Here is a 24,569-nt window from a genome sequence, read left to right as displayed (position 1 = left end):
CATCGGTGGCATGAAGAACTCAGCCCTGCACCCCAACATCACCGTGTCCGACGCCCGGGCCGCCATCGCGTTCTACGAGGCCGCGCTGGGCGCCGAGACGCTCGACGTGATCACCGCGGGCGACGCCGTGATCCACTCCGACCTGATCCTGCGGTCCGCCGCGGGTGAGTCGACGTTCACCGTGGCCGGCGCGTTCCCGCCCGACTCGGCGGCGCCCGAGCCGGGCGCGCCGACGCACGCGAGCTTCACGATCCCGGTGGCGGACACCGACGCCGCCTACGCGCGGGCGATCGGCGCCGGCGCGACCAGCCTGGCCGAGCCGGCGGACTGGTTCGAGGGGTTCCGGCAGGCCGCGGTGCGCTGCCCGTTCGGGCACCGCTGGTACTTCGTGACGGTCGCGGAGTCGGTCACGCCCGACGACGTCCAGCGCGCGAGCGACGCCTGGGTCGCGGCCCGCGACTGACGCCCCCGCCCGACGTGTCAGACGTACAGGTCACCCGGGTGATCAGTACGTCTGACACGCTCCCTGATGCGGTTTGCCGGGCTAGCGCGGTTCGGTACGCTTTGCCCCGACTCAGGGAGGAACAGAAGCACCATGGGAATCAGGTATCGCAAGCGGCTGTCGTTCGGGCCGCTCAAGTTCAACATCACGCAGCGGGGCCTGTCGTCGATGAGCTTCAAGGTGGGTCCGTGGACCTGGAACTCCAAGACCAAGAAGCACTCCATCAACCTCCCCGGCGGCCTGAGCTGGTACAGCAACAACAAGTGACGCGGCGCGGCGGAGGCAGTGCCCTGCCTCCGCCGGCGACGATCCCCCTGGTGGAGGCCTGAGAGCCGCGTGATTCCGGGATTCCGGACCGCGTGGCTAGAGTGGCCAGCGTGGAGCAAGCCCTCGGGAAGAGCATCCCGCCGTCGTACAGCGCGCAGGACGTCGAGCGCTGGGTGACCGAACCGCCCAAGTCGCAGGCCCGGACCCCGTTCGAACGCGACCGCGGGCGCGTGGTGCACTCCTCCGCGCTGCGCCGCCTCGGCGCCAAGACCCAGGTGCTCGGCGCGGGGCACGACGACTTCGTGCGCACCCGCCTGACGCACTCCCTCGAGGTGGCCCAGGTGGGCCGCGGCATGGGCCGGTCGCTCGGCTGCGACCCCGACGTCGTCGACACCGCCTGCCTCACCCACGACCTGGGGCACCCGCCCTTCGGGCACAACGGCGAGACGGCGCTGGCCGAGATCGCCGAGCCGATCGGCGGCTTCGAGGGCAACGCCCAGACCCTGCGCCTGCTGACCCGCCTCGAGCCCAAGGTGATCGGGTTCGACGGCGTGCCCGCCGGCCTCAACCTGACCCGCGCCAGCCTCGACGCGAGCGTCAAGTACCCCTGGGCCTACGGCGCGGGCCCCGCCCGGCCGGACGGCACGGCGAGCCGCAAGTTCGGCGTCTACCCCGACGACGCGCCCGTGTTCACGTGGCTGCGCAAGGACGCGCCCGACGGCGTCAAGTGCCTGGAGGCGCAGGTCATGGACCTCGCCGACGACATCAGCTACTCCGTGCACGACGTCGAGGACGGCGTCGTTGCGGGCCGCGTCGACCTGGACCTCATGGCGGACGCCGAGGAGCGGGCGCGCGTCGCCGAGTACGTGCGGTCCTGGTACGGCGAGTGGTACCGGGCCGACGCGATCGACGCCGCCATCGGCCGGCTGCAGGAGTACCTGCGCGGCGAGGGCCATCTGGTGCGGGCCTTCGACGGCTCGCGCGGGTCGCTGGCCTCGCTCAAGGACATGACGAGCCAGCTCATCGGCCGGTTCATCGGCGCGGCGATCGACGCCACGCGCGCCGAGTACGGCGAGGGCGCCCTGACGCGGTACGCGGCCCGGCTGGTGGTGCCCGACGAGACCGAGCACGAGATCCTCGCGCTCAAGGGCATCGCGGTGGCCTACGTGATGGCGCCGCGCGGCCAGGAGCCCCGCTACCTGCGGGAGCGGGAGATCCTGACCGACCTGGTGCGCGTGCTGGCCGACCGCGGACCCGACGAGCTGGAACCACCGCTCGCGGCCGACTGGCGCGCGGCGCCCGACGACGCCGCGCGCCTGCGCGTGGTGGTGGACCAGGTCGCGTCGCTGACGGACCTGTCCGCGATCGCGCTGCACCGGCGGCTGGTGGCCCCGGCCGCCTAGGCCGGGTGCTCAGCCCTTGACGGACCCCGCCGTCAGCCCGCCCACGATGTACTTCTGCAGGAACAGGAACAGCGCGAGCACCGGCACCGCCGAGACGACGGCGCCCGCGGTGAACAGGCCCCAGTTGGCGTCCTGCAGCGACGACACCCAGCCGTAGAGGCCCACCGCCAGCGTCCAGTTGTCCTCGGACTGCAGCAGCACGCGCGCGATGATGAACTCGCCGAACGTGCTGATGAAGCTGAGCAGCCCCACCACGGCGAGGATCGGCGCGGTCAGCCGCAGCACGATGGTCCAGTAGATCTGGGCGTGCGATGCACCGTCGATCTTCGCGGCCTCGTCGATCTCGCGCGGCACGGTGTTGAAGAACCCGTACATGAGGAACGTGTTCACGCCGAGCGCCCCGCCCAGGTACACGCAGATCAGCGACAGCTTGGAGTCCAGGCCGAGGCCGGGCACCACGTTGCCGAGCGAGATGAGCAGCAGGAAGATCGCCACGAAGGCGAGCATCTGCGGGAACATCTGGATGATCAGCAGGGCCGTGAGCCCCACGCGGCGGCCGGAGAACCGGAAGCGCGAGAAGGCGTACGCGGCCGCCGCGCCCATGAGCACGGTGCCGGCGCCGGTCGCGACCGCCACCACCAGGGTGTTGGCCATCCAGGTCCAGAACCGCGTGTCGGCCAGGGCCGCGTAGTTGGCCCCCGACACCGACGCGAACAGGTCGTTCGAGCCGGTCAGGGTGCCGCCGTCGGCCAGGGAGGCGGAGACCACGTAGACGAGCGGGAAGCCCGCGTAGACCACGGCGATGATGCCGACCAGGTGCCGCCAGCCGATCTCGGAGAACCAGCGGGCGCGCTGCCCGGGGCGGCGCGGAACGTGTGCGGTGCGCGGGCTCATCAGGCGATCTCCTCGAGCGAGCGGGTGCGCCGGAACGCGAGGGCGGAGATGGTCGCGACCACCACGAAGATGACGATCGACAGGGCGCTGGCCAGGCCGTAGTCCTTGGCCGCCGTGCCGTCGAGCCCGGAGACCGAGTAGACCATCGAGATGAGGATGTCCGTGTGCCCCAGCGGCACCGAGGCGTCGTCGAACCGCGGGCCGCCGCCCGTGAGCATGTAGATCAGCGTGAAGTTGTTGAAGTTGAACGCGAACGACGAGATGAGCAGCGGCGCCGTCGCGACCAGGAGCAGCGGCAGCGTGATGGACCGCCACGTGCGCCAGCGGCCGGCGCCGTCGATCTTCGCGGCCTCCAGCACGTCGGTCGGCAGGGACTGCAGCGCGCCCGTGCAGATCAGGAACATGTACGGGAAGCCGAGCCACAGGTTCACGCCGAGCACGGCCAGCTTGGCCAGCACCGGGTCGGTGAGCCACGGGATCGACGCCCCGCCGAGCAGCACCTCGTTCACGAACCCGTAGGACCGGTTGAGCATGCCCGACCACAGCAGGGCCGCGAGGAACCCCGGGATCGCGTACGGCAGGATCACCAGGGTCCGGTAGATGCGGCGGCCCCGCAGGCGTGCGTCGTTGAACGCGATCGCCAGGAACAGGCCGAGCAGGAACGTGGACGCGACCGAGAGCACGGCGAACGCGAACGTCCACACCAGGATCTTGCCGAAGGGCCCGGCGTACCGGTCGTCGCCGAACGCGGTGACGAAGTTGTCGAACCCGACCAGCACGCGCCAGCCCACGGGCAGGGTGGTGCCGTCGGCGGCCTCGAACTGGCCGTCGTCGTTGGGCGTGTACGTCACGCCCGTGGCGGTGTCGGTCATGGTGTCCGACGCCGCGTCGTAGGTCAGCGTGGACGTGAAGACGTAGCCGGTGCGGGCGTCCTGGGTGCGGACCGAGCCGTCGTTCGGGTCGTCCGAGACGGGGACGCGCAGCTCGGTGACCTCCTGCTGCCGCTCCAGGACGGCGGCGTACTCCAGCACGTCGTACCCGGGCAGCGCGGTGATCCGGCCGGCGTCGACGGAGGCGCCGTCCACGGGCTCCAGCGGCTGGTCGGCCGTGCCTGCCTGTACCGCGCCGTCCGGCGAGACGATCGCGAAGCCGAGCGTGTCGCCGTCGGCCACCACAGTCAGGGGCGAGGAGGGCGAGCCCTCCACGCGGCGCTCGTTCTGCACCAGGAGGGCCTCGATGGCCTGCTCCTTGGTGCTGTTGTGCCCGTCGCCGTAGTTGGTGAACGCGACGTAGCCGGTGTAGGCCACCACGTAGACCTGGTAGACGAGCAGGAAGGCCAGACCGGGCAGGATGTACTTCAGCGGCAGCGCGCGCTTGGAGAAGTAGGCCCAGTTGGCCACGATCAGCAGCGCCACCATCGCGGCGAGGATGCCACAGGACTCCGCGCCCCACGCGGCGAGCACTGCGTACACGCCGAGGGCGTCGACCAGGGCGATCAGGACGAGCTTGACGAGAAACCCGGGGCTCCAGCCGGTGCGGCCGGAGCCCCGGGTCACGGGTGAGTACATCAACCGATCTCGCCCTGGATGTCGGCGACCATCTTGTCCCAGGCCTTCGCCGGGTCGGACTTGCCGGAGACGATCGCGGCCTCGGTCACGCCCCAGTACGCCCACACGGCGCCCATCTCGGGCAGCGACGGCATCGGGACGGCGTCGGCGCCGACCTCACGGAAGCCCGCGGTGATCGGGTCCTCCGACGCGGTGTCGGCGGCCTCGATGAGGGCCGGCGGACGGTCGCCCGCCTCGTACAGCGCGAGCTGCGCCTCGGGGGTGGCCATGTAGTTGACCAGGAAGTCGTTGGCGAGCAGCGTGTTCTCGCTCTGCGCGCTCACGTAGAAGCCGGCCACGCCCACGAACGGCTGGGCGGGCTCGCCGCCGGCGCTCGGGATCGGGTCGATCGCCAGGTCGAGGTCGCCGAACGACTCCAGCATCCACGGGCCGCCCACGATGAAGGGCGACTCGCCCTTGGCGAAGGCCGCCAGCGCGATGTCGTAGGTGACGTCGGTGCTCAGGTTGCCGGCGTCGCCCTGCTCCGCGAGCCACTCCGCGAACGCGGTGCCGCCCTCGCCGCCGAGCGCCAGCTCGGGCTTGTACGAGCCGTCCTCGTTCTGCTCGAAGACGGGGGCGCCGAACGACGTCTGCAGCGGGTAGAAGGTGTACGGGTCACCCTCGGTGGAGGTCTGGATCAGCAGCGGGTACTTGGTGCCGGCGTCCTTGCCGGCCGCGATCGCGTCGTCCCAGGTGGCCGGGGCCTCCGGGGCGAGCTCCGTGTTGCGGATCAGCGCGATGTTCTCCACCGCGTAGGGCAGGCCGTAGACCTGGCCGTCCTGCGTGAACGCCGAGACCGAGACGGGCTCGAAGGCGTCGGCGGTGTCGCCGAGCTCGATCGGGGCCACGACGCCGTTGGTCGTGAGCTCGCCCAGCCAGTCGTGCGCGCCGACCGTGATGTCCGGGCCCTTGCCCGTGGGCACCTGCGCCAGGAAGTCGGGGCGGATGTCCTCGAAGTTCTTCAGGACCACCTCGACGTCGGCGCCCGTGGTCTCCTCGAAGCCGACAGCGGCCTCCTCCACGGCGGCCTGGCGGGTCTCGTCGACCCAGACGGTGAGGGTCGCACCCTCGCCGTTCGGTGCGGCCGACTCCTCGCCGCCCGCTTGCTCCTCCGCGCCGCCCGCGCAGGCGGCCAGCGCCAGCGTCGTGGTCAGGACAGCGGCGGTCAGGATGCTCCGTCGCATCGTCACTCCCGATGGTTCGCGGCCCGACGTCGGGCCTGGGTTTCGATGCCCGAACCGTACGGGCACATCGGCCAATTATGCAAGAAGTTGCGATAAAGTTTCAGCATCGCTTGCAGCCGTTACCAGGACGACGGCGCAACCACGGGGCGCGACAGGGTCACGACACCCGTGGATCAACCGGGACGAGGAGGTCACATGTCACTTAGGCTGCCAGGCGTGCGCACCCGACTGACCGACCTCGCCGAGCAGGCTGGGGTCTCCACCGCGACCGTGTCGCGCGTGCTCAACGGAAAGCCCGGCGTGGCCGGCGAGACCCGGCAGGCGGTGCTCGCGGCCCTCGACGTGCTGGGCTACGAGCGCCCGTCCGCGCTGCGCGCCCGCCCCGCCGGCCTCATCGGCCTGGTGGTGCCCGAGCTGTCCAACCCGGTCTTCCCCGCGTTCGCGCAGGCCATCGAGTCGCAGCTCGCCTCGCGCGGGTACACGCCGCTGCTGTGCACGCAGTCGCCGGGCGGCACCACCGAGGACGAGTACGTCGAGACCCTGATCGACCACGCGGTGGACGGCATCGTGTTCGTGTCCGGCAAGCACGCCGACACGCGCGCCTCCACGGAGCGCTACCAGCGGCTGCGCGGCCGCGGCCTGCCGATCGTGCTCATCAACGGCTACGCGGAGGGCATCGACGCCCCGTTCGTGTCGCCGGATGACAGCGCCAGCATCGAGCTCTCGGTGCGGCACCTGGTGGCCCTGGGCCACCGCAGGATCGGCATGGCCATCGGCCCGGACCGGTTCGTGCCGGCCAAGCGCAAGATCGAGGCCTTCGTGGCCCAGCTCCTGCGGCACGGCCTGGCGGACACCGAGGAGGAGGCGCGCGCGCACGTCAGCCTCACGCTCTACACGCTGGAGGGCGGCCAGGCCGCGGCCGGCGAGCTGTTCGACGCCGGGCACACCGCCGTGGTCTGCGGGTCCGACCTGATGGCGCTCGGCGCCGTGCGCGCGGCGCACTCCCGCGGCCTCTCGGTGCCCGACGACGTGAGCGTCGTGGGCTACGACGACTCGCCCCTGGTGGCGTTCACCGACCCGCCGCTGACGACGGTGCGGCAGCCCGTGGCCGACATGGCGCACGCGGCCGTGAGCGCCCTGCTCACCGAGATCCAGGGCGAGCGCGCGCCGCGCTCGGAGCTGTTGTTCACCCCCGAGCTGGTGGTGCGCGGTTCGACAGGCGCGGCCCCGCACGCCACCGCCTGAGGGCTGTCTGACGCAGCACACTGGCCGATCGGGGGCGATTCCTCCCGTACGCTTGCTGCAAGCGTTACAGCCCCTTTTCCCGACCCCTGAGGACGCCACACGTGACCAGCACGACCTCGCTCAGCACCGTCGACCTCACCGCCGGCGCGCCCGCGCACAGCCCCGCGAACAGCGGCGAGTGGTGGCGCGACGCGGTGATCTACCAGGTCTACCCGCGCTCGTTCGCGGACGGTGACGGCGACGGGACCGGCGACCTGCCGGGCGTCACCGCCAAGCTGGACCACCTGGCGCAGCTCGGCGTCGATGCCGTCTGGCTGAGCCCGTTCTACCGCTCGCCCCAGAAGGACGCCGGCTACGACGTCGCCGACTACCGCGACATCGACCCGCTGTTCGGCACGCTCGCCGACTTCGACGAGATGCTCGCCGGCGCCCACGAGCGCGGCCTGAAGGTCATCGTCGACCTGGTGCCCAACCACTCCTCCGACCAGCACGTCTGGTTCCAGGAGGCGCTGGCCGCCGCCCCCGGCTCGGCCGAGCGCGAGCGGTACATGTTCCGCGACGGCCGCGGCCCGGCCGGCGACGAGGTGCCGAACAACTGGCAGTCGATCTTCGGCGGCCCGGCCTGGACGCGGCTGGCGCCGCGCGAGGACGACGGCCCGCTGGGCCCGCAGTGGTACCTGCACCTGTTCGACTCCACGCAGCCGGACCTCAACTGGGACAACCCCGAGGTCCACGCCGAGTTCGAGGGCGTGCTGCGGTTCTGGCTCGACCGGGGCGTGGACGGGTTCCGCGTCGACGTCGCGCACGGCATGATCAAGGCCGCCGGCCTGCCCGACTGGGACGGCCAGGTCGCGATGGTCGAGGGCACCGTCGAGGAGGCCAGCGAGGCCTCCGAGGCCGACCCGAGCGCCCCCGAGGACGGCTCCACGGGCGCGGGCAACCGCGGCCCGATGTTCGACCAGGACGGCGTGCACGACATCTACCGCGCCTGGCACAAGGTGCTCGCCGAGTACGACGGCGACCGCTGCCTCGTGGCCGAGGCCTGGGTCGAGCCGCTGAGCCGCTTGGCCCGCTACGTGCGCCCGGACGAGATGCACCAGGCCTTCAACTTCTCGTTCCTCACCGCGCCGTGGGACGCCGCGACCATGCGCACCGTCGTCAACGCGTCGCTGAGCACCATGGAGGCCGTCGGCGCCCCCACCACCTGGGTGCTGTCCAACCACGACGTGGTGCGGCACGCCTCGCGCTTCGGCCTCGAGGAGATCGGCGGCCGCCAGCTCAACGGCATCGGCGCGACCGACCCGCAGCCCGACGCCGCGCTCGGCCTGCACCGCGCCCGCGCCGCGACGCTGCTCATGCTCGGCCTGCCGGGCTCGGCGTACATGTACCAGGGCGAGGAGCTCGGCCTGCCCGACCACACCGCCCTGCCCGACGACGTGCGCCAGGACCCGTCGTTCTTCCGCACGAACGGCGCCGAGCCGGGCCGCGACGGCTGCCGCGTGCCGCTGCCGTGGGTCGGCGGCGCACCGGGCAACGGGTTCGGCCCCACGGGCAAGACCTGGCTGCCGCAGCCCGACGTCTACGCCGAGCTCGCCGCCGACCGGCAGTACGGCGTCGAGGGCTCGACCTTCGAGATGTACCGGGCGGCCCTCGGCCTGCGCCGGGCCGAGAACGTCGGCGCGGGCACGCTGGCGTGGGTCGACTCGCTGGCCGAGCACCCGGACGTCGTCGCCTTCCGCGTGGCCGACGTCGTCGTGGTCGCCAACCTGGGCGCGACCCCGTTCGCGCTGCCCGCCGGGGCGCAGGTGCTGGTCGCCTCGGGCGAGCTCGACGCCGCCTCGGGCGAGCTGCCGTCGGACACGACGGTCTGGCTGCGGGGCTGATCTGGCGCGCTGTCCGCGTTGCGGCAGTCGCTGGTCGAGCTTGTCGAGACCCCTGGTCCCGACGAGCTCGACCGGCGGTGGGCCGGCTCGACCGGCGGTGGGTCAGCCCGGCGTGATGCCGTAGTGCTCGCGGACCTCGTCCACGTTCGGCACCGCGTTGAACCCGACGTCGCCGGCGCTGACGATGATCGACCCGTCCTCGTTCGGGTACGCCTGCGGGGTCTGCCAGCCGTCGTCGAGGTCGGGCGACGCTGCGATGGCGCGCAGGACCGCGTCGACCGTCTCGACGGCCTCCTCCTTGGTGGTCGCCTCGAGCACCACGTCGGCCCGCTCCCAGCCGCCGCCGAAGCTGTCGCTGCACTCCCACTCCGCCGAGGCCACGCCCGGCACCGACAGCGCCGCCGCGGCGAACGCCTCCTCGCACCTCGCGGCATCACCCGGCGAGCACGCCGTCATGGACAGCACCAAGGCCGTCACCAGGACCACCGGCGCCGTCCGCATCCGCAGGCGTCCTGTCATTCCTCAGTCCTTCCATAGTGCTCGCGCACCTGTTCGATGGTCGGGACCGCGCGGAACCCGACGTCGCCCGCACTGACGACGATCGACCCGTCCTCGTTCCGGTACTGCTGCGGCGTCGACCACCTGGGTTCGAGGCCCGGCTCCGCGGCGAACGCCTGGAGCAACGCGTCCACGACCCGGGCGGCCTCGTCCCGGGAGGACGCCCGGAGGACGACCGTTCCCCGCTCCCAGCCACCGCCGAACATGTCGCTGCACTCGAACTCGGCCGACACCACTCCGTCGACGGCGAGCGCCGTCGAGGCGAACAGGTCCTCGCAGTCCGTGTTCCGCGACTTCCCCAGGCCGAGCACCGCCGCAAGCGTGCCGCCGACCGGCCCGGCCTGTGACAGCCGCTGCCGGAGCCGACGCCTGCGGCGCTCCCAGCCCTTGCCCATCAGTTCTTCCGGCCGACGTGGACGTCCACGGCCGAGACCCTGCTCTGGTCGTCCGTGAGGAACCCGCTGTCGCGGAGTCCCTGCTCGTAGGCCGCCAGGCCGGGGTCGTTGCTCTTCGCCATGGAGTCGGGGTAGTTCTTGCTGTGGTCGTGGTTGCCCGCCGCGTCCCACGCGGAGCCCGGGTCGTCGAACGTGACGCTCGTGTGGTTGGCGCTCTCGTTCTGCCCCCCGGGCAGGAACGGGAACCGCGAGTCGCCGAGGTCCAGGCGCGGGACGACGTCGTGCTGGTGCTGCATCTCCAGGACGCTCACCGACGGGTCGATGTGCGCGCTGTCGATCGGCGAGCCGTAGGTCATCGCGTGAGTGACGTTGTACTGGCTGACGAACCCCGGGTCGGACGTCAGGTCGGCCACGGTCATGCCGCCCTGGGAGTGGCCGACCATCATGACCTCTGCCCCGGGCGGGATGTCGGCGTTCTGCATGGCCAGCTCGACGGCCTGGCTCATGGTCGAGCGGGAGCCGCCGGCCGTCACGAGGTTGCCCGTCAGGTCCATCGCGTTGTCCCCCGCGGACGGGTTCCACGCCTCGGTGCCGGGGACACTCACGATGACCCGGGGACCGTTCGGCCCGTCGACCGTGGTGATCCGGACGTTGCCGTCGTCGATCTTGTAGGAGTCGGTGACGCCCAGCGCCAGCTCGGAGACGCTCGACGGCGGCCGCGGCAGCGGGACGGACTTCGGGTCCCCCGCGTACGGGTCGCCGTCGTCGAAGACCTTGGGGTCGAACATGCCGAGCGAGCCGGCAGTGAGACCCAGGCCGACCGCGGTACCCGCGAGCCGGATGCCGGACGCGAGCACCTCCGTGGTCCGTGGCCACTCGCCGTCGAGGATCGCCCCGCCGGTCGCGTCCCAGAGCTGCAGGCCGGCGTCGCCCACGTTCATGAAGGCGCCGCCGATCGCACTGCCGCGGTCGCCCAGCCAGCCCAGGACGTCGGAGCCCCGGTCGCCGAGCCAGCCCAGCGCGTCGGAACCCTTGTCGCCGATCCAGTCGACCGCGTTGCCGCCGGCGTCCCAGAGGTCGTTCGCCCGGTCGCCGATCCAGCCCGCGGCGTCCCCGGCCTTGTCCCCCACCCAGTCGACGGCGTCGCCGCCGGCGTCCCAGAGGTCGCCCGCCTTGTCGCCGAGCCAGTCGAGCACGCCGCCGCCGTCGTCGTCCCCGCCCGTGTCGCTCGACCCCTGGGTCGAGACCCCGGCGAAGCCGCCGCCGTCGTAGGTGTTCGAGGTCTGGTCCTGGGCGTCGGCGTTGGCCCGGGCCCGCTGCGCGTAGGTGGTCAGCGACTCCGCGACCGTGCCGAGCATGGGCGCGTGCTGCGACTCCCACTCGCCACGCATCTGCTCGACGTTGGGCCCCGCCCCGTCGAAGCCCCAGACGGCGACGGAGGTGATCGACTTGACCGACTCCAGCTGCGACGCGCCGTCCTCGAGCATCTTGGCGAGGGCCCGTACCTGTTCCGGGTCCTGCCCCTGCATCGTGTCGCTCACTGCCCGGCCTCGCCGTCGGCACCGGTGCCGGGCTCCGGCGTGGTGGCGTCCACCGCGCCGACCAGGGCCCACTGCAGCTCCGCGGCGACCGAGCCGGCCGGCCGCTCGACGGGCGCCACCGCGCCGTCGTCGGTCCGCACGTCCAGCAGGCGGCCGTCCACCACGGACCAGAGCCGCGGCCAGACCACCTCGGGGGCGTCCGAGTCGCCCCATGCCTCGACGCTGACCTGGAGGTTCGCCTGCTCGTCGTCGAGCAGCCGGACCAGCTCGGCCCGGTCCACGACCGGGCCGGTCGACGGCGCCGAGCCCTGGGCCGGCCCCGGCACGGCCGACGCCGGGGCCCGCAGGGCGTCGAACGGCGGCAGGGCGGCGGTCAGCGCGGGCCACAGCTGGTCGGCCGTGGCGAACCGCAGCTCGGCACCGGGCGCCAGGAAGGTCTCCCCGTCGCGCTCGGCGATCACCTGGATCACCAGCAGCGCGTGGTCGCCGATCAGGGTCAGCCGGGTCACCGTGCCGCTCGAACCGGACGTGGCGATCAAGGTCGCGCGCACGGGCGCGCCCAGGTGCTCCGCGAGCGCCGTGCCCACGGCGGTGGTCCCGCCGCCGTCCCGCGCCTCGGCCGTCACCGCAGCCCACTGTTTTGCGTCAAGCTCCAGAATCCGGCCGGCCATGCGCAACTCCCTTTTCGACACCCGTCAGCAACCCTCGGCATACCGCAGCCGAACCGTATCCCCGGGCACGGTGCCCGTCCACGATTGAACTACCCATGGTCAAAGGTCAGGTCAGGCCGTATCTTGCCCGGCCGAGGGCGCCGGGGCGAACCGGGGCCGCGCCGCTCAGAAGGCCGGGTCGCGGACGATTGGGCAGGTCATGCAGTGGCCGCCGCCGCGACCCCGCCCCAGCTCGGCGCCGTTGATCTCGATGACCTCGATGCCGGCCTTGCGCAGCAGGTCGTTGGTGGTGGTGTTGCGGTCGTACGTGAACACGACCCCGGGCTCCACCGCGACCGCGTTGTTACCACTGTCCCACTGCTGGCGCTCGGACTCGTACACGTCGCCGCCGGTCTCGATGACGCGCAGCTCGCCGAGCCCGGTCTCGCGCGCGACGACGTCGAGGAACGGGGTGTCGCCCTCGTCCGTGACGACGACCTCGCCATCGCTGCCCGGCCGCAGCACGAACGCGTGGATCGCCTCGACGATGCGGGGGTAGACGGTCACGGTGTCGACGTCGGCGAAGGTCATGACGGTGTCCAGGTGCATCGCCGAGCGGAGCTTCGGCATGCCCGCCACGACCACCCGCTGGGCCGCGCCGCCCGCGAACAGGGCCGCGGCGACCTGCGTGATCGCCTGCCGGGAGGTGCGCTCGCTCATGCCGACCAGCACGGTGCCGTTGCCCACGGGCATCACGTCGCCGCCCTCGAGCGTGGCCCGCTGGTGGTCGGTCTCCGGGTCGCCCCACCAGACGGTGGACCCCACGAAGTCGGGGTGGAACTCGTAGACCGCCTTCATCAGAAGGGTCTCGTCGTGCCGGGCCGGCCAGTACAGGGGATTGAGCGTCACGCCGCCGTAGAGCCAGCAGGTCGTGTCGCGGGTGAACAGCGTGTTCGGCACCGGCGCCATCAGGTACTCACGGGCGTCCTGCGTGTACTCCGCGAGCGAGCGGTACGCGGCCGGGAGGTCGGGCACGTCCTGCGTGGCCAGGCCGCCGATCAGGTGCTCGGCGAGCCGCTCCGGGGCCAGCGCCTCCACGAACTCGCGGGTCGCGTCGATCATGCCGGTGCCGACCACGCCCGGCACGATCTTGCGGTCCAGCAGCCAGTCCCGCGCCCCGGGCACGCGCATCGTCGCGGCGAGCACGTCGTGCAGCTCCACGACGTCGACGTCCCGGGACCGCAGGTCGGCGACGAACCCGGCGTGGTGCTCGATCGCGCGGTCCACCCAGAGGACGTCGTCGAACAGCAGCTCGTCCGAGGTGGTGGGCGTGAGCCGCCGGTGGGCCAGGCCCGGCCGGCAGACCAGCACCTTGCGCAGACGCCCCACCTCCGAGTGCACCCCGTAGGCCGCCGAGGGCCGCGTCGCGTCGTCGCTCTGGATCGTCATGGTCTTCCCTTTCGGACGGAGATCGGGTCTCGGACGGAGATCGCGTTCAGATGGAGATCGCGCCCGTGGCCAGGGCGACGACGCCGATCACCGCGCCGATGACCGACACGACGAAGATCACCAGCTCCCGCCCGCTGAAGACGCGCCTGCCCTGCTCCCTGCGGGTCATCGCGAAGAGGATCGTCGCGGGGGCGTAGATCACGAACGACAGCAGCACGAACGTCAGTCCGGCCGCGAACAGCAGGAACGCCGTGTAGAGGACGGCGAGCGCCGCGATCACCAGGTCGCCCGTGGTGCGGTGGCCCTCCGCCGGGCCGCCCCGGCCCAGCGCCAGCTTGAGCGCGTACCCGGCGGCGAGCAGGAACGGGATGAGCGACAGCGCACTGGTCAGGTCGAGCGCGAACGTGAACGCGTCGTCGGACAGCAGGGTGACGAACAGGACCACCTGGATCAGGGCCGTCGTCAGCAGGAGGGCGGCGCGGGGCACGTCGTTCGTGTCCGACGTCGCGAGGAAGCGCGGCATGTCCCGGTCCTTGGCGGCGACGAACAGCACCTCGGACGACATCAGGGTCCACGCGAGGTAGGCGCCGAGGACGGAAACGATGAGGCCCACGCTCACGAAGACCGCGCCCCAGCCACCCACGGCGGCCTCCAGCACGCCCGCCATCGACGGCTGGCGCAGGTCGGCGAGCTGCTCCATCGGCAGGATGCCGTAGGACACGATCGTGACGGACGCGAAGATGGCGAGCACCATGAGGAAGCCCAGGACGGTGGCCCGGCCGACGTCCTCCCGGCGGCGGGCGTGCCGCGAGTAGACGCTCGCGCCCTCGACGCCGAGGAACACGAAGACCGTGGCGAGCATGGTGCCGCGCACCTGATCGAACAGCGGGCCGGTGATGCCGTAGCCCTGGAAGTTGGCCGCGAGCACCTGCGGGTCCAGCAGGAAGACCGCGATGAGCACGAACATGATGATCGGCACCAGCTTGGCGACGGTGACGATGCGGTTGATCGTCGTCGCCTCCTTCACGCCGCGGCGCACGAGCAGGTAGAACAGCCACACGCAGGCCGAGGACGCGAGAAACGCGACGAAGGTGTCGCCCTCGCCCAGCACGGGCAGGAGCGCGCCCAGCGTGGACATGATGAGGATCCAGTAGGTGACGTTGCCGACGCAGGCGCTCGCCCAGTACCCGAAGGCGGAGAAGAAGCCGAGGTACTCGCCGAAGCCGGCCTTGGCGTAGGCGTACACCCCGGAGTCGAGGTCGGGCTTGCGGATCGCGAGCCGCTGGAACACGAAGGCCAGCATGAGCATGCCGGTACCGGCGATGGTCCAGGAGATCAGTGCGCCCAGCACGCCCGTCTGGCCCGCGAACCGGCTCGGGAGCGAGAACACCCCGGCGCCGACCATGGAGCCCACGACCATGGCCGTGAGCGTGGCCACGCTGATCTTGGCCGTGCGCCCCTGTGTGCTGTTCTCCGACTGCTGCGCCATCGTGAGACCCCCATGCTGCCGAGCGCGGTCCGCTGGTCCGGTTGCACGTCTCCGCAGCGCCGCGTCCCGCCGATGCTCCGGCAGTGCAATTACATACATGGGGGTAAGTAGTCGGCAAAAGATGCTTCGGGGCCCGAAACAGGAACCCCGGCCGGAACGGGCACGGCGCCGGCCGGCGGGTGTGGCCGACGTCGCAGGCAGGCCCCCGCCGGCGTACGCGACAATGGAGCCGTGACCTCGCTGCTCAAGCCCCTCCAGATCGGGCCCATCACGGTGGGCACGCCGGTGGTGCTCGCACCGATGGCCGGTGTGACCAACCGCGCCTTCCGCACGCTCTGCCGCGAGGCCGGCCGGTCGGCCGGCTTCGACCCGGGCCTGTACGTCGCGGAGATGGTGACCAGCCGCGCGCTCGTGGAGCGCAACGTCGAGGCGCTGCGCATCGTCACGTTCGGCGAGGACGAGACGCCGCGCTCCGCGCAGGTGTACGGCGTGGACCCGGCGACCGTGGGCGCGGCCGTGAAGATCATCGCAGGCGAGGACCGGGCCGACCACGTCGACCTGAACTTCGGCTGCCCGGTGCCCAAGGTGACGCGGAAGGGCGGCGGCGCCGCCCTGCCGTGGAAGAAGCAGCTCTTCACGGACATCGTCCGCGCCGCGGTCGAGGCCGCCGAGCCGCACGGTGTGCCCGTGACCGTCAAGATGCGCAAGGGCATCGACGACGACCACCTCACCTACCTCGAGGCCGGCCGGATCGCGGAGTCGCTCGGCGTCGCCGCCGTGTCCCTGCACGCCCGCACCGCCGCCCAGCACTACTCCGGCCAGGCCGAGTGGGAGGCCATCGCGCGCCTCAAGGAGACGGTGCGCACCATCCCGGTGCTCGGCAACGGCGACATCTGGGCCGCCGAGGACGCCGTGCGCATGGTCGAGGAGACCGGGGCCGACGGCGTCGTCGTGGGCCGGGGCTGCCAGGGGCGCCCCTGGCTGTTCGCCGACCTAGCCGCCGCGTTCAACGGCTCCGACGTGCGCGTGCGGCCCGGCCTGCGCGAGGTGGCCGACACGATCTACCGGCACGGCCTGCTCATGGTCGAGTACTTCGACGGCGACGAGGGCAAGGGCATGCGCGACCTGCGCAAGCACATGGCCTGGTACCTCAAGGGCTACGCGGTCGGCGGGGAGAAGCGGCACTCGCTCGCCCTGATCGACACCCTCGCCGAGCTGCGCGAGCGGCTCGACGCCCTGGACCTGGACGCGCCGTACCCCGGCGAGGACGCCGAGGGCCCCCGCGGCCGCGCCGGCTCCCCCAAGACCCCGCACCTGCCGTACGGCTGGCTGGACTCGCGGGACCTGTCCGAGGAGTTCGAGGCCAAGCTGCGCGAGGCCGAGCTGAGCGTCAGCGGCGGCTGAGCGGCGGCTGACCTCCGGGTCCGGCACCCCGACCAGGTCCGTTACGCTCCTTCCGTGCTGTCCGACGTCACGCGCCGTGTCAGCGCGCCCGAGATCAAGCCCGCCACGCCCGACGACCCGCGCGAGATCGGCGGCTACGAGATCCGCGGCCGGCTGGGCCAGGGCGGCATGGGCGTGGTGTACCTCGGGGCGACCCGCAGCGGACGCCTGCTCGCGATCAAGGTGATCCACCCGGAGCGCACCGGTGAGAGCGAGTTCCGGACCCGCTTCCGCCGCGAGGTGTCGGCCGCGACCCGGGTGCGCAGCCGCCGCACGGCGGCCGTCGTCGACTTCGACGTCGACGCGGCCATGCCCTGGCTGGCCACCGAGCACGTGCCCGGACCCACCCTGGCGCACGCCATCGCCGAGCTGGGCAGCCTGCCCGAGGAGGCCGTCCGCGAGCTCGTCCTGGGTCTCACCGAGGCCCTCGACGCGATCCACCGCGAAGGGCTCGTCCACCGGGACGTGAAGCCCACCAACGTGCTGCTCGGCCCCGACGGGCCGGTGCTGATCGACCTGGGTGTCGTCGCGGACTCCGACGCCACCTCGCTCACCACCACGGGAGCCCAGCCGGGGACGCCGCAGTTCATGTCGCCCGAGCAGGCCCGCGGCGAGGCCGTCACCACCGCCACCGACGTGTGGTCGCTCGGCGCCGTCACCCACCTCGCGGCCAGCGGGACCCCGCCGTTCGGGACAGGCAGCCTGGCATCGGTCACCTACCGGATCGTGCACGAGCCGCCCGCCCTCGACGTCGTGCCGGCCGGCCTGCGCGGCCTGGTGGCCGCGTGCCTGGCCAAGGACCCGGCCGCGCGCCCGACGACGGCGGCGGTGCTCGCCTCGCTCGCCCACCTGCCCTACGTGGAGCCCGAGGTCACCGGCCTGACGAGCGCCCGCCTGACCGGCGCGGACACGGTGCTGGGTGCGGGGTCGGAGCCGGGCGAGGGGCCGGCTGCTCCCGCGGCCGCGCCGGATCGTCCGGAGGAGACCGCGCCGGGCCGGGTGCGCCGCCGGGTCCTGACCGGCCTGGTCGCGCTCGGCCTCGTGCTGGCGGGCGGCGGCGTCGCGGCGGCGCTCGTGCACTTCCTGGGCCCCGACGACACGTCCGGCACGGTCGGGACGCCCCAGGCCGAGGGGTCTGCCCCCGCGGAGCCGTCCGCCACGCCGAGCCCCAGCCCCAGCGCGACGGAGCCGTCGAAGAAGCCGTCGCCGTCCCCCAGCGCCCCGGCCGCCACGCCCGGCGACGAGCAGGAGGCCGGGCCCGCCGAGGAGCAGGCCGCCGCGCCCGCCCGGTTCCGGCCGGGCACCGTGTCGATCCCCGCATCGGTCCAGGTGGGCCAGAAGATCACCGCGGAGGCGACCGGCTGGTCGCCGGAGCCGGCCGGCACCACGTGCGTGTGGAGCATCGGCGGCGAGGAGCGGGACAACCTCGGGTCGTGCAGCTACACCGTCGCGCTCGGCGACGTGGGCAAGCCGGTCCAGGTCCGGCTGACCGGCACCCGGCGGGGGTACGCCGAGGCCGCCGCGCTCTCCGACGCCACCGGCACGGTGCCGCAGCCCGGCGTGCCGCAGCCGAGCTGTTCGATCCTGCTGAGCCCGGGCGAGGAGAACTCCGGCTGGTTCGCCCACTGCGACGTCGACCAGGACCCGAACGTCACGTACACGTGGTCCTGGGTGGACGTCACCCGCGACGAGACCATCAGGTGGGGCAACTACACGCCCAGCCGGCGCATCTGGATCGGCGGCGGCCGGGCCGGCAACCAGGCGCGGGTGACGGTGACGGCGGAGCGGGACGGCTACCGCACGGCCGAGTTCAGCAAGAACTTCACGCTGCCGGACGAGTGGGTCCCGGCCGGCCAGTAGCCGGCCCGGGGCCGCGCCGGCCTCACAGCCAGCCGTTCTCCCGCGCGAGCCGCACGGCCTCGGCCCGCGTCCGTGCACCGGTCTTGCCCATGGCGGAGGACAGGTAGTTGCGCACCGTGCCCTCCGACAGGTGGGCCTCGCCCGCGACCTGGGCCACGGTCCCGCCGTCGGCCGCCAGGGTCAGCACGCGCGTCTCCTGCTCGGTGAGCGGGCTGGACCCCACGGTCAGCGACGCGACCGCCAGGTCGGGGTCCACCACGCGCAGGCCCGAGTGCACGCGGCGCACGGCGTCGGCGAGCTGGCCCGACGGCGTGTCCTTGACGACGAACCCGCTCGCCCCCGCGTCGAGCGCGCGCCGCAGGTAGCCGGGGCGCCCGAACGTGGTCACGATCAGCGACCGGCAGCCGGGCACGTCCGCGGCGAGCGCGGCGGCCGCGGCGATCCCGTCCAGGCCGGGCATCTCGACGTCGAGCAGGGCGACGTCGGCCGCCGACCCGCGCGCCGCCGCGACCACCTCGTCGCCGCGGCCCACCTGGGCCACGACCTCCAGGTCCGGCTCCAGGTCCAGCAGCGCGGCGAGCGCGCCGCGCACCAGGGCCTGGTCGTCGGCGAGCAGCAGGCGGATCATGCGGGGTCCTCTCCGTCGACGTGCAGCGCGGGTCCTTCGACGTGCACCGCGAGGCGGAGGCCGCCCAGCGGGCCCGGCCCGGTCTCGACCACGAGCCCGGCGGCCCTGGCCCGTTCGGTCAGCCCTCGCAGCCCGTTCCCGCCCGACGACGCCGGCCGGTCCGGCGACAGGCCGCGCCCGTCGTCGTCCATCACGAGGCTCGCCGGGGTCAGGGCGACCACGACGCGGCGCGCGGCGGCGTGCCGCAGCACGTTGGTGGTGCCCTCGCGCAGCGCCCAGGCGAACACGTCGCGGTACTTCTCGGCGACGTCGTCCACCGTGCCGGGCAGCTCGGCGGCCATCCCCGCGGCGTCGAAGGCCGAGCGGGCCGCGGCGAGCTCGCCCGCGAGCGTGACCTGCCGCTCGCCGGACACCATGCCGCGCATGTCCGCGAGCGCCGACCGGACGAGCGCCTGGATCTCGGTGAGCTCGGCCTCGGCGCGTTCGACGCCGGGGGCGCGGGCGGGGGCGCCGTCCTCGGCGGGCCCGCCGCGCAGGAGCCGGGCGGCGAGCTCGCCCTTCACGGACACGACGGTCAGGGAGTGGCCCAGGATGTCGTGCATGTCGCGCGAGATGCGGTCGCGTTCCTGGGCGACGGCGAGCGCGGCGACCTCCTCCTGCGCGAGGTGGAGCCGGCGGTTGCGCTCGGCGGCCCGGCGAAAGGCGTACATGGCGAGGGCGGCGAGCACGGCGGTGAGCACGAGGCCGTCGTCGGGCCGCCAGCCGGGCACCACGCGGGGCAGCACCACCAGCGCGAGCACCACGGCGACGACGGCCGCGGCGGCGACACACGGGGAGGCGAGCGTCACCAGCGTGGTGCAGACGAAGACGAGGCCGATCAGGCCCGCCTGGCCGGCGGCGACCGCGACGAGCGCGACGCACACGAGCTGGGCGAGGACGACCAGGGCGGCGGTGCGCCGCGCCGTCGGCCGGCCGGACCAGTGCCGCACGAAGGACCAGGCGAACAGCGCGGCGAGGCCCGCGACGCCGGCCACCCCGGCCACGCGCAGCGGGACGGTCGCCGCGGCGGCGGCCTCGCGCAGCGGCACGGCGAGAAAGATGATCCAGATCGCGGCGAGCACCGGGCCCACCCAGGGCCGGCGCGGCGCCCGGCTGGTGACGCGCCCGCCCGCGGGTTCGTTGTCGGTCGTCACGCGGTCATCCTCACACCCGGGCCGTCTCGGTGCGGAACCGCCAGGCGGCTCCGGCGAGGAAGATCGCGGCCCAGGCCACCACGTTCGCCACGGCGACCAGCTCGAAGGACCCGCCGCCGAGCGGGGCCCGGGCGAGCTCGGCGAGGCCGTAGGTGGGCACGGTCCGGGAGATCGCGGCGAGCACGGTGCCGTCGGTGAACGGCATGAAGAGGCCCCCGGCGAAGGAGAGCACCGTCAGGACGGGTCCGAGTACCCGGACCACGCTCTCGGTGGGCAGGAGGTAGCCCATGAACAGGCCGAACGCGGCGAACACGAGCGAGCCGCCCCAGGCGATCAGCGCGCACAGGACCCAGGCGGCCGCCGGCATCGTGGCGCCCGCGAACGCACCCGCCGCGAACGTGACGAGCACGGAGGCCGCGCCGACCGTCATCGAGGCCAGCACCTTGACCAGCACGTAGGCCCACGGCGCCAGAGGGGTGAGGCGGAGCTGCCTGGTCCAGCCCTGGGCGCGCTCCACGGCGACCCCCGCCCCGCCCGTCGTCGCCGTCAGCACCGCGCCGTACAGCGCGACGGACACCAGCAGGGAGGCCGCGAGGTTGGTGCCCGGGCCGATCTGGGTGGCCCGGTTGTCGGCCGAGGCGCCGAACGCCAGGAAGAGGAGGGGCGGGATCAGGAGCGAGAAGACCAGGGTGCGGCGGTCTCGCAGCATGCGGCGCAGCTCGAGCCGCAGGTAGACGCGGATCGCGGCGGCCTGGGACACGGCGGTCGGGTGGGTGGCGGTGGCGGTCATCGGGTGCCTCCTTCGGCGGGGGTGACGGGTTCCGCTGTGAGGTCGAGGAAGACGTCCTCGAGGTTGCCGGACCCGGCGAGGGCCTTGACCTCGGCCACGGTGCCGTCCGCGACCAGGCGGCCCTGGCTGATCAGGACGACCCGGTCGGCGTAGGACTCGGCCTCCTGGAGGTAGTGCGTGGCGAACACGACGGTGCGCCCGGCCTCGGCGTCGTGCCGGATCGCGGTCCAGAAGTCGCGCCGGCCTCGCACGTCCATGCCGGTGGTGGGCTCGTCGAGCAGGAGGAGGTCGGGCTCGGAGACCAGGGCCATCGCGAACCGCAGGCGCTGCTGCTGGCCGCCGGAGCACTTGCCGACCGTGTGGTCGGCGAGGTCCGCGATCCCGGCGCGCTCCAGGAACGGCCCGGCCGGGCTCGTGCGGCCGAACAGGGCGGCGGTGAGCTCGACGCTCTCCCCCACCGTGATGTCGCGCAGGAGGCCGCCGGTCTGCATGACCGCGGCGACCTGGCCGTCGGCGATCGCCCGGGCCGGCTCCTTGCCGAACACGCGGACCGTCCCCGCCGTGGGCGCGGCCAGGCCGAGCACCAGGTCGACGGTGGTGGTCTTGCCGGCGCCGTTCGGCCCCAGGAAGGCCACCACCTCACCGGGCCGGACCACGAGGTCCAGCCCGTCGACGGCGCGCACGGTGCCTCCGGCGCCGCGGAACTCCTTGACGAGGCCCCTGGCCTCGATGGCGTAGCTGCTGGTCGGTGTCATGCCTCCACCCTGCTGCGGCGCCGCGGGCGGTACTGCTGCCGGGTGTCACGAGGTCGGGATGACATCCGTCATGCCGCCCTCCGGCGGCGGCGGGACCCGGCCCATGATCGACGAGGCCATGACGATCCCCGGCTCGTCCCGGCCCGCCGCCGGCTCGCGGTCCCGCAGGAGCGCGGCGCCGTCCCGCGCCCACACGAGGCCCGGACGGCCGGACGCCGCCCGGTACAGCGCGTCCAGGTGGTCCGGGTGGCGCTCGGCGAGCAGGGCCAGCACCCACGACGGCGCGTCCGGGTCGGCGAGCACCTGCGCGAGCCGCCGGGGCTTCCACGGCAGCAGGGGCGCGGTGTGCACCTCGCGGAGCTGCGCGTACCAGTCGAGCATCCGCAGCCCCCGCACCGGGTGGTGCACCAGGGCGAACGTCACGTCGTCGGGGTCGGCGGCGTCGTCGGGCAGCCAGCGCACGTCGCGCAGGGCGCCGAACAGGGCGAACTCCTCCGCGGGGGCGCCGATCCGGTCCTTGAACCGCAGGCAGCAGTCCAGGACGTGCGACGCCGTGCCCTCCACCACGACGTCCCCGAACAGGCCCTGGAAGGCGCGGTGGTGGTCGGCGACGAGCTCGCGGGCCCGGGCCAGCGTGCGCGGGTTGCGGTAGGCCGGGCACGGCGACGACGTCAGCAGCGCGACGACGGCGCGCACCACGCCCTCGATGACGTCCGGCGAGAAGACCGCCGGGGTGCCCGCGAAGATCCAGACCGCGCCGACCGGCAGGATCCGCCCGGACAGCGGCAGCCCCGGGACCAGCGCGACCGAGCGGATCGCGGAGCGACCCGTGAAGACGCGGTACTCCAGGTCGTCCTCCAGGTTGTGCAGCACCGCGTGCTCGTCCACCAGGTCGGCCACGACGAAGTAGCCGAGCACCCCGCCGTCGCGCCACTGCTCCAGCAGCGCGCGCTCGGCGTCGTCGATCACGAGGCCCGCCGGGGCTGTACCGTCGTCCCCGGGAGCGGGGCCCGACCCGGCGGCCGGGGCCTCCCCGAGCAGTCGCCGGACCAGGGAACCGCCCGTCTCCCGCGGCCCGGCGTGCACCAGCATGTCGGTGGCGCAGTCCCGCGTCACGTCGTCGTACTGCTCGGGGTCCACGTCGCTCACGCGCACGGGCGACTCGGTACGGACGTAGGCGACCTGGCGCGCCACGGCGTCGGCGTTGCCCGGCCGGAGCACGTGCCGAACCAGCCGGTGGGTGAGCCGCGTCGCGAGATCGAGGCGTTCGCGCAAGGTCAGCAGGCCGAGCGCGGCGGCCGGTTCCGGGGCTACGGAAAGCGTTGAAGTCATAGCGCCATCATTCGACAGGAACTATGATCCTGCTTGATCACCCGGGATCATCTGTGGATAACTTTTAGCCCCGATTCGAGCGCCCGGGAAGATCGTTCGATAAAAGATTGAGGTCGATCTTCGGCGTGAAGAGCGCATAGGACGCAAAGTAGACGAAGATCAGCCTTGCACCATCCCAACCGTCACTCACCTGTTCTGACCGAAAGGGACTTACCCAACATGGCATCGGAGAAACGTCCCCGACGCGTTCCGGCGGTCATCGCCGACACGCGGAGGAACCCGGGCTTCGCCCTGGGTGCCTTCGGGCTCTCGGCCTGGGCCTACATCGGCATGTCGCACACCATCGCCGCCTATGAGGGCCCGCGGCTCGGCTACGCCCTCGGCGTCGCCTACGAGGCACTGGTGATCGGCCTGGCCTGGGAGGGTCGCCGCCGCGCCGACCGCGCGCTCGAGACCGGCCGCCCGGTGTCCGGGCACGCCCGCTGGCTCGGCGGCGCGATCGTCGTCGGCATCCTCTCCGGCGCGCTCGCCGCCTGGCACGGCTGGCTGCTCGGAGAGGGCATCTTCGCCATCTCCCGCGCCGTCGCGCCGGTGCTGGCCGCGGTCGCGGTCCACCTGTTCTTCCAGTCGGCCTCCAGCTCGCGCGCCCTCGACCGGGCCGCGGAGATCCACAACGACCGGCAGACGGCCGTGCTGGACATGCTCGACGCGGTGCGGCTCGCGCAGATCGCCCCCGAGCACGAGCGGGCGGCCCGCATCGCCGACGTGAACGCCGCCGTCGGCCGGGTCCACCGGCACGTGCCCGCGGCCGTGACCGCGGAGGTGACCCGCCCGCACCTGGAGTCGGAGCGCACCATCCGCGACGTCGTCCAGGAGGCCGCGACGCTGGCCGGCGAGTGGATGCCGGAGCCCAACGCGCCCCGGCGGACGCCGGAGGAGGCGGCGGCCGCGGCCGCCGCGCTGACCGACATGGTGCTGCCGAAGCTCGCGCTGCCCATCGACCCGGAGAACGGGAGCCCGGTCGAGGAGGCCCCCGTCGAGGAGGCCCGGGTCGAGGAGACCCCCGCGCAGGCCGAGGTCGCCGAGACGATCAGCGCCGAGCGGCTGCACCTGCAGGACAAGTACGCGCCCGTCAAGGCGGACCGGACCGCCCTGCCGGTGAGCCAGCCCGTCGAGGCGCCCGTCGCCGACTGGGAGGAGCTCGCCACCGAGGCTGTCTCGTCCCCGGCGCCCGCGCCCGTCGCGGCGCCCGCCGAGCCGGCACCGGCGCTCACCACGGCGCAGATCAGCGAGATCCGCGTGCTGCGGTGGGCCCAGAACCTGAGCATCGAGGAGGTCGCCGCGCGCCTCGGCGTGCCCATCGCCTCGGTGAACCGGTACGCCCCGAGCACGGACCCGACCACCGAGACGGGTTCCCTCATGGCCATCCAGGCGGCCGCCTCCTGAGCGGCTCCTGATCCGGCCCCTGCGGGGCCTACGACGACGGCCCGGCCCCACGCGC

The 24,569-nt window shown here is 73.1% G+C and carries 22 protein-coding genes; 8 read left to right on the top strand and 14 right to left on the bottom strand.

The annotated features are described in order from the left end of the window. The first annotated feature begins 10 nt into the window (after positions 1 to 10). The 3 genes from ACFU5G_RS08350 to ACFU5G_RS08340 all read left to right on the top strand — a co-directional run bounded on the left by ACFU5G_RS08350 (position 11) and on the right by ACFU5G_RS08340 (position 2,172). Positions 11 to 463 (top strand): VOC family protein, encoded by a 453-nt coding sequence (locus ACFU5G_RS08350; protein WP_377242644.1) that lies wholly within the window; start codon positions 11 to 13, stop codon positions 461 to 463. 132 nt (positions 464 to 595) lie between these two features. Then, a complete protein-coding gene (locus ACFU5G_RS08345; protein ID WP_020014001.1) occupies positions 596 to 769 on the top strand; it encodes a DUF4236 domain-containing protein in 174 nt (57 codons plus the stop codon). Positions 770 to 870: 101 nt separating this feature from the next. After that, the gene (locus tag ACFU5G_RS08340; protein WP_377242691.1) at positions 871 to 2,172 is read left to right on the top strand and encodes a deoxyguanosinetriphosphate triphosphohydrolase; all 1,302 of its coding nucleotides are present in this window, start codon (positions 871 to 873) and stop codon (positions 2,170 to 2,172) included. 9 nt (positions 2,173 to 2,181) lie between these two features. On the opposite strand, the gene ACFU5G_RS08335 is transcribed toward ACFU5G_RS08340, so the two are convergent. The 3 genes from ACFU5G_RS08335 to ACFU5G_RS08325 are packed head-to-tail and all read right to left on the bottom strand — an operon-like array spanning position 2,182 to position 5,857. Continuing rightward, entirely contained in the window at positions 2,182 to 3,066 is an 885-nt protein-coding gene (locus ACFU5G_RS08335; protein WP_377242642.1) for a sugar ABC transporter permease, read from the bottom strand. Then, a complete protein-coding gene (locus ACFU5G_RS08330) occupies positions 3,066 to 4,634 on the bottom strand; it encodes an ABC transporter permease subunit (RefSeq protein ID WP_377242640.1) in 1,569 nt (522 codons plus the stop codon). Before ACFU5G_RS08330 ends, ACFU5G_RS08335 begins: the two co-directional genes overlap by 1 nt. Then, positions 4,634 to 5,857 (bottom strand): extracellular solute-binding protein, encoded by a 1,224-nt coding sequence (locus ACFU5G_RS08325; RefSeq protein WP_377242638.1) that lies wholly within the window; start codon positions 5,855 to 5,857, stop codon positions 4,634 to 4,636. Before ACFU5G_RS08325 ends, ACFU5G_RS08330 begins: the two co-directional genes overlap by 1 nt. Positions 5,858 to 6,052: 195 nt before the next feature. On the opposite strand from ACFU5G_RS08325, the gene ACFU5G_RS08320 reads away from it, so the two are divergent. Both ACFU5G_RS08320 and ACFU5G_RS08315 read left to right on the top strand, forming a co-directional pair. Next, the gene (locus ACFU5G_RS08320; protein ID WP_377242636.1) at positions 6,053 to 7,102 is read left to right on the top strand and encodes a LacI family DNA-binding transcriptional regulator; all 1,050 of its coding nucleotides are present in this window, start codon (positions 6,053 to 6,055) and stop codon (positions 7,100 to 7,102) included. A 101-nt stretch (positions 7,103 to 7,203) separates the two neighbouring features. After that, on the top strand, positions 7,204 to 8,985 hold the full coding sequence (locus ACFU5G_RS08315) for a glycoside hydrolase family 13 protein (RefSeq protein WP_377242634.1): 1,782 nt from the start codon (positions 7,204 to 7,206) through the stop codon (positions 8,983 to 8,985). A gap of 102 nt (positions 8,986 to 9,087) precedes the next feature. Here the strand turns inward: ACFU5G_RS08315 and ACFU5G_RS08310 are convergent, their stop codons facing one another. The 6 genes from ACFU5G_RS08310 to ACFU5G_RS08285 form a co-directional block, all read right to left on the bottom strand. Further along, positions 9,088 to 9,504: a hypothetical protein gene (locus tag ACFU5G_RS08310; protein WP_377242632.1), complete on the bottom strand. Its 417-nt coding sequence runs from the start codon at positions 9,502 to 9,504 to the stop codon at positions 9,088 to 9,090. After that, positions 9,501 to 9,938 carry a hypothetical protein gene (locus ACFU5G_RS08305; protein ID WP_377242630.1) on the bottom strand — a complete coding sequence of 146 codons (438 nt, stop codon included), beginning with the start codon at positions 9,936 to 9,938 and terminating at the stop codon, positions 9,501 to 9,503. Before ACFU5G_RS08305 ends, ACFU5G_RS08310 begins: the two co-directional genes overlap by 4 nt. Beyond that, complete coding sequence (locus ACFU5G_RS08300) at positions 9,938 to 11,479, bottom strand: hypothetical protein (RefSeq protein ID WP_377242628.1); 1,542 nt, start codon at positions 11,477 to 11,479, stop codon at positions 9,938 to 9,940. Before ACFU5G_RS08300 ends, ACFU5G_RS08305 begins: the two co-directional genes overlap by 1 nt. Beyond that, entirely contained in the window at positions 11,476 to 12,105 is a 630-nt protein-coding gene (locus tag ACFU5G_RS08295) for a hypothetical protein (RefSeq protein ID WP_377242626.1), read from the bottom strand. Before ACFU5G_RS08295 ends, ACFU5G_RS08300 begins: the two co-directional genes overlap by 4 nt. A 210-nt stretch (positions 12,106 to 12,315) precedes the next feature. Beyond that, entirely contained in the window at positions 12,316 to 13,578 is a 1,263-nt protein-coding gene (locus ACFU5G_RS08290; RefSeq protein WP_377242624.1) for an arginine deiminase, read from the bottom strand. Between the two features lie 46 nt (positions 13,579 to 13,624). Further along, the gene (locus ACFU5G_RS08285; protein ID WP_377242622.1) at positions 13,625 to 15,067 is read right to left on the bottom strand and encodes a basic amino acid/polyamine antiporter; all 1,443 of its coding nucleotides are present in this window, start codon (positions 15,065 to 15,067) and stop codon (positions 13,625 to 13,627) included. 231 nt (positions 15,068 to 15,298) lie between these two features. Here ACFU5G_RS08285 and dusB point away from each other — a divergent pair, with 231 nt between their 5' ends. Together dusB and ACFU5G_RS08275 are read left to right on the top strand one after the other, a co-directional pair. Continuing rightward, complete coding sequence (dusB, locus tag ACFU5G_RS08280) at positions 15,299 to 16,471, top strand: tRNA dihydrouridine synthase DusB (protein ID WP_377242620.1); 1,173 nt, start codon at positions 15,299 to 15,301, stop codon at positions 16,469 to 16,471. A 54-nt stretch (positions 16,472 to 16,525) separates the two neighbouring features. Continuing rightward, on the top strand, positions 16,526 to 18,370 hold the full coding sequence (locus ACFU5G_RS08275) for a serine/threonine-protein kinase (protein WP_377242618.1): 1,845 nt from the start codon (positions 16,526 to 16,528) through the stop codon (positions 18,368 to 18,370). 22 nt (positions 18,371 to 18,392) lie between these two features. On the opposite strand, the gene ACFU5G_RS08270 is transcribed toward ACFU5G_RS08275, so the two are convergent. The 5 genes from ACFU5G_RS08270 to ACFU5G_RS08250 are packed head-to-tail and all read right to left on the bottom strand — an operon-like array spanning position 18,393 to position 23,068. Next, entirely contained in the window at positions 18,393 to 18,998 is a 606-nt protein-coding gene (locus tag ACFU5G_RS08270) for a response regulator (protein WP_377242616.1), read from the bottom strand. Then, the gene (locus tag ACFU5G_RS08265; RefSeq protein WP_377242613.1) at positions 18,995 to 20,191 is read right to left on the bottom strand and encodes a sensor histidine kinase; all 1,197 of its coding nucleotides are present in this window, start codon (positions 20,189 to 20,191) and stop codon (positions 18,995 to 18,997) included. The genes ACFU5G_RS08270 and ACFU5G_RS08265 overlap by 4 nt, the downstream gene beginning before the upstream one ends. 10 nt (positions 20,192 to 20,201) lie before the next feature. Then, positions 20,202 to 20,981: an ABC transporter permease gene (locus tag ACFU5G_RS08260; RefSeq protein ID WP_377242611.1), complete on the bottom strand. Its 780-nt coding sequence runs from the start codon at positions 20,979 to 20,981 to the stop codon at positions 20,202 to 20,204. Continuing rightward, a complete protein-coding gene (locus tag ACFU5G_RS08255; RefSeq protein WP_377242609.1) occupies positions 20,978 to 21,736 on the bottom strand; it encodes an ABC transporter ATP-binding protein in 759 nt (252 codons plus the stop codon). Before ACFU5G_RS08255 ends, ACFU5G_RS08260 begins: the two co-directional genes overlap by 4 nt. A 45-nt stretch (positions 21,737 to 21,781) precedes the next feature. Beyond that, the gene (locus ACFU5G_RS08250) at positions 21,782 to 23,068 is read right to left on the bottom strand and encodes a hypothetical protein (protein ID WP_377242607.1); all 1,287 of its coding nucleotides are present in this window, start codon (positions 23,066 to 23,068) and stop codon (positions 21,782 to 21,784) included. Between the two features lie 219 nt (positions 23,069 to 23,287). On the opposite strand from ACFU5G_RS08250, the gene ACFU5G_RS08245 reads away from it, so the two are divergent. Beyond that, positions 23,288 to 24,514, top strand: a complete 1,227-nt coding sequence (locus tag ACFU5G_RS08245; RefSeq protein ID WP_377242605.1) for a hypothetical protein — start codon at positions 23,288 to 23,290, stop codon at positions 24,512 to 24,514. Positions 24,515 to 24,569: the final 55 nt, after the last annotated feature.

Source organism: Promicromonospora sp. NPDC057488 (assembly GCF_042802395.1).
Taxonomy (GTDB): Bacteria; Actinomycetota; Actinomycetes; order Actinomycetales; family Cellulomonadaceae; genus Promicromonospora.
Note: the sequence above shows the minus strand (reverse complement) of the source record. Positions and strands in the feature narration are given on the sequence as shown.

Bases quoted from the DNA above. Each gene is read 5' to 3' on its own strand.
- ACFU5G_RS08350 (WP_377242644.1), top strand. From the start codon at position 11: ATGAAGAACTCAGCCCTGCACCCCAACATCACCGTGTCCGACGCCCGG.
- ACFU5G_RS08345 (WP_020014001.1), top strand. From the start codon at position 596: ATGGGAATCAGGTATCGCAAGCGGCTGTCGTTCGGGCCGCTCAAGTTC.
- ACFU5G_RS08335 (WP_377242642.1), bottom strand. From the start codon at position 3,066: ATGAGCCCGCGCACCGCACACGTTCCGCGCCGCCCCGGGCAGCGCGCC.
- ACFU5G_RS08330 (WP_377242640.1), bottom strand. From the start codon at position 4,634: ATGTACTCACCCGTGACCCGGGGCTCCGGCCGCACCGGCTGGAGCCCC.
- ACFU5G_RS08325 (WP_377242638.1), bottom strand. From the start codon at position 5,857: ATGCGACGGAGCATCCTGACCGCCGCTGTCCTGACCACGACGCTGGCG.
- ACFU5G_RS08320 (WP_377242636.1), top strand. From the start codon at position 6,053: ATGTCACTTAGGCTGCCAGGCGTGCGCACCCGACTGACCGACCTCGCC.
- ACFU5G_RS08310 (WP_377242632.1), bottom strand. From the start codon at position 9,504: ATGACAGGACGCCTGCGGATGCGGACGGCGCCGGTGGTCCTGGTGACG.
- ACFU5G_RS08305 (WP_377242630.1), bottom strand. From the start codon at position 9,938: ATGGGCAAGGGCTGGGAGCGCCGCAGGCGTCGGCTCCGGCAGCGGCTG.
- ACFU5G_RS08290 (WP_377242624.1), bottom strand. From the start codon at position 13,578: ATGACGATCCAGAGCGACGACGCGACGCGGCCCTCGGCGGCCTACGGG.
- ACFU5G_RS08285 (WP_377242622.1), bottom strand. From the start codon at position 15,067: ATGGCGCAGCAGTCGGAGAACAGCACACAGGGGCGCACGGCCAAGATC.
- ACFU5G_RS08270 (WP_377242616.1), bottom strand. From the start codon at position 18,998: ATGATCCGCCTGCTGCTCGCCGACGACCAGGCCCTGGTGCGCGGCGCG.
- ACFU5G_RS08260 (WP_377242611.1), bottom strand. From the start codon at position 20,981: ATGACCGCCACCGCCACCCACCCGACCGCCGTGTCCCAGGCCGCCGCG.
- ACFU5G_RS08255 (WP_377242609.1), bottom strand. From the start codon at position 21,736: ATGACACCGACCAGCAGCTACGCCATCGAGGCCAGGGGCCTCGTCAAG.
- ACFU5G_RS08250 (WP_377242607.1), bottom strand. From the start codon at position 23,068: ATGACTTCAACGCTTTCCGTAGCCCCGGAACCGGCCGCCGCGCTCGGC.
- ACFU5G_RS08245 (WP_377242605.1), top strand. From the start codon at position 23,288: ATGGCATCGGAGAAACGTCCCCGACGCGTTCCGGCGGTCATCGCCGAC.